A 3,862-nucleotide genomic window follows, 5' to 3' on the forward strand; every position below is an offset into this window, starting at 1 on the left:
CTGGAAGACCCGGCCGTCGTCGAGGTGATGCTGAATCCGGATGGTCGCATCTGGGTCGACCGTCTGTCCGAGGGACTGGCCGATACGGGCGAAACGCTGTCGGCCGCCGCTGGCGAGCGCATCGTGCGCCTGGTCGCGCATCATGTCGGCGCCGAGGTGCATCCGCGCAGCCCCCGTGTCTCGGCCGAACTGCCCGAGACCGGAGAGCGCTTCGAGGGGCTGCTGCCACCTGTCGTCGCGGCGCCGGCCTTCGCCATCCGCAAGCCCGCCGTCGCGATCTTCACGCTCGACGACTATGTCGCCGCCGGGATCATGACTGCCTATCAGGCCGCGACCTTGCGCGCGGCCGTTGCATCACGCGCGAACATCCTCGTCGCCGGCGGCACCTCGACCGGCAAGACGACGCTCACCAACGCGCTGCTGGCCGAGGTGGCGCAGGGCGCCGACCGCGTCGTCATCATCGAGGATACGCGCGAGCTGCAATGCGCCGCGCCGAACCTCGTCGCCATGCGCACCAAGGACGGCGTCGCCACGCTCTCCGATCTCGTGCGCTCCAGCTTACGCCTGCGTCCCGACCGCATTCCGATCGGCGAGGTGCGCGGCGCCGAAGCACTCGATCTGCTCAAGGCCTGGGGCACCGGCCATCCCGGCGGCATCGGCACCATCCATGCCGGCTCCGGCATCGGCGCGCTGCGCCGGCTCGAACAGCTCATCCAGGAAGCCGTCGTCACGGTCCCGCGCGCGCTGATCGCCGAGACCATCGATCTCGTCGCCGTGCTCACCGGGCGCGGCTCTGCCCGCCGGCTCACTGAGCTTGCGCACGTCGAGAGCCTCCGCCCGGACGGCGACTACCGCATCAGCCAAGCCATCCCGAACATTGGAGACCTCTCGTGATCCGCACGCTTTTGCGCGGCTATAGCCGCGCCGCCACCTCCGTCACCGCCATTTGCGTCAGCATCATGCTGGCGCCTACAGCGCACGCTTCCGGCTCGTCGATGCCGTGGGAGCAGCCGCTCCAAAAGATCCTCCAGTCGGTCGAGGGGCCGGTCGCCAAGATCATTGCGGTGATCATCATCATCACGACCGGGCTGACGCTCGCCTTCGGCGACACCTCCGGCGGCTTCCGCCGGCTGATCCAGATCGTCTTCGGGCTTTCGATCGCCTTCGCGGCGTCGAGCTTCTTCCTGTCGTTCTTCTCCTTCGGCGGCGGGGCGCTAATCTGATGGCGGCCGCCTTCGAACAACTCGACGCCGTGCCGGGATTCACCGTGCCGGTCCATCGGGCGCTGACCGAGCCGATCCTGCTCGGCGGGGCGCCGCGCGCCATCGCGATCCTGAACGGCACGCTCGCCGGCGCCGTCGGCCTGGGCCTTCGGCTTTGGCTCGCCGGTCTCGCGATCTGGGCGATCGGTCATTTCGCGGCGGTTTGGGCGGCGAAGCGCGACCCGCTCTTCGTCGAGGTCGGCCGCCGGCACCTGCGCATCCCCGGTCATTTGTCGGTGTGAGGGCGCGGCCATGATGAACCTCGCCGAATACCGCCGCACGGCCAGCCGGCTCGCCGACTACCTACCCTGGGCCGCGCTGGTCGCACCCGGCGTCGTGCTCAACAAGGATGGCTCATTCCAACGCAGCGCGCGCTTTCGTGGCCCCGATCTCGATTCCGCCGTTGCGGCAGAACTCGTTGCAGTCGCGGGACGGCTGAACAACGCCTTCCGCCGTCTCGGCTCGGGCTGGTCGATCTTCGTCGAGGCGCAGCGCCATGAGGCCGCGACCTATCCGGACAGCATCTTTCCCGATCCGGCCTCGGGCCTGGTCGATGCCGAGCGCAAGGCCGATTTCGAGGAAGAAGGCATCCACTTCGTCTCGAGCTATTTCCTGACCTTCCTCTATCTGCCGCCGGCCGAGGATGCCGCCCGCGCCGAGACCTGGCTCTATGAGGGTCGCGAACACTCCGGCGTCGACCCGCATGAGATCCTGCGCGCCTTCATCGACCGCACCGATCGCGTGCTCGCCCTGCTCGACGGTTTCATGCCGGAATGCGTCTGGCTCGATGACGGCGAGACGCTGACCTATCTGCATGCCTGCGTCTCGACCAAGCGCCATCGCGTCCGTGTGCCCGAGACCCCCATCCATCTTGACGCGCTGCTCGCCGACCAGCCGCTGATCGGCGGGCTCGCGCCGCGGCTGGGCGACCGGCATCTGCGTGTGCTGACGATCGTCGGTTTCCCGACCGCGACCACGCCGGGCCTGCTCGACGACCTCAACCGGCTGGCCTTTCCGTATCGCTGGTCGACCCGGGCAATCCTGCTCGACAAGACCGATGCGACGAAGCTGCTGACCAAAATCAGGCGGCAATGGTTCGCCAAGCGCAAGTCGATCGCCGCGATTCTGAAGGAGGAGATGACCAACGAGCAATCGGCGCTGGTCGATACCGATGCGGCCAACAAGGCGGCCGATGCCGATCAGGCCCTGCAGGAACTCGGTCAGGACCTGGCTGGCCTGACCTATGTCACCGCGACCATCACGGTCTGGGACGCCGACCCGCTGCTGGCCGACGAGAAGCTGCGGCTCGCCGAGAAAGTGATTCAGGGCCGCGACTTCACCGCCATGATCGAGACGGTCAACGCGGTCGATGCTTGGCTCGGGAGCCTGCCCGGACATGCCTACGCCAATGTCCGCCAGCCGCCGATCTCGACGCTCAATCTCGCCCATATGATCCCGCTCTCGGCGGTGTGGGCGGGGCCGGAACGGGACGAGCATTTCGACGCGCCGCCCTTGCTGTTCGGCAAAACCGAAGGCGCGACTCCGTTCCGGCTGTCGCTGCATGTCGGCGATGTCGGTCACACGCTGGTCGTCGGTCCGACCGGCGCCGGCAAATCCGTGTTGCTGGCGTTGATGGCCTTGCAGTTCCGGCGCTACGCCAAGGCCCAAGTCTTCGCCTTCGATTTCGGCGGCTCGATGCGCGCCGCCGCGCTCGCCATGGGGGGCGACTGGCACGACCTTGGCGGTGGACTGACCGAAGGCTCGGACGCTTCCGTCTCGCTGCAGCCGCTCGCCCGCATCCATGACAGCCATGAGCGCGCCTGGGCTGCCGACTGGATCGTCGCGATCCTGGGGAGAGAAAGCGTCGCGATCACGCCGGAGGCCAAGGAGCATATCTGGACGGCGCTGACCTCGCTTGCCTCGGCGCCGCTCGAAGAGCGCACCATCACCGGCTTGTGCGTCCTGCTGCAATCGAACGATCTCAAGCAGGCATTGCGACCCTATTGTGTCGGCGGCCCCTATGGCCGGCTGCTCGACGCTGAGACCGAGCATTTGGGTTCGTCCGATGTTCAGGCCTTCGAGATCGAGGGCCTGGTCGGCACCGGCGCGGCGCCGGCCGTGCTGTCCTATCTGTTTCACCGCATCGGGGATCGCCTCGACGGGCGGCCGAGCTTGCTGATCATCGACGAAGGCTGGCTCGCACTCGACGATGAGGGCTTTGCTGGCCAGCTCCGCGAATGGCTGAAGACGCTGCGCAAGAAGAACGCCAGCGTCATCTTCGCCACACAGAGCCTGTCGGACATTGATAATTCCGCGATCGCACCGGCGATCATCGAGAGCTGCCCGACCCGGCTGCTGCTGCCGAACGAACGCGCGATCGAGCCGCAGATCACTGCGATCTATCGCCGCTTCGGCCTCAACGATCGCCAGATCGAGATTTTGGCGCGGGCGACGCCGAAGCGCGACTACTACTGCCAGTCGCGGCGCGGCAACCGGCTGTTCGAGCTCGGCCTCTCGGAAGTCGGCCTCGCGCTCTGCGCCGCTTCCTCAAAAATCGACCAGACGCTGATCACGAACCTCGTCGCCGAACACGGCCGCGA

4 protein-coding genes are annotated in these 3,862 nt (G+C 67.2%); all 4 read left to right on the forward strand.

Annotation, left to right across the window (positions count from 1 at the left end):
* A partial coding sequence (gene trbB, locus AC1RRW_RS22245) for a P-type conjugative transfer ATPase TrbB (RefSeq protein ID WP_492903896.1) occupies positions 1–894 on the forward strand: 894 nt, incomplete at its 5' end.
* A complete protein-coding gene (locus tag AC1RRW_RS22250) occupies positions 891–1,223 on the forward strand; it encodes a TrbC/VirB2 family type IV secretion system protein (RefSeq protein ID WP_492903897.1) in 333 nt (110 codons plus the stop codon). The genes trbB and AC1RRW_RS22250, both read left to right, overlap by 4 nt.
* A complete protein-coding gene (locus tag AC1RRW_RS22255) occupies positions 1,223–1,504 on the forward strand; it encodes a VirB3 family type IV secretion system protein (protein ID WP_492903898.1) in 282 nt (93 codons plus the stop codon). Before AC1RRW_RS22250 ends, AC1RRW_RS22255 begins: the two co-directional genes overlap by 1 nt.
* A 10-nt stretch (positions 1,505–1,514) precedes the next feature.
* Positions 1,515–3,862: conjugal transfer protein TrbE (trbE, locus tag AC1RRW_RS22260; protein WP_492903900.1), on the forward strand; the 2,348-nt coding region annotated here is incomplete at its 3' end.

The organism is Allobosea sp. GW821-FHT12C12, from assembly GCF_058807355.1.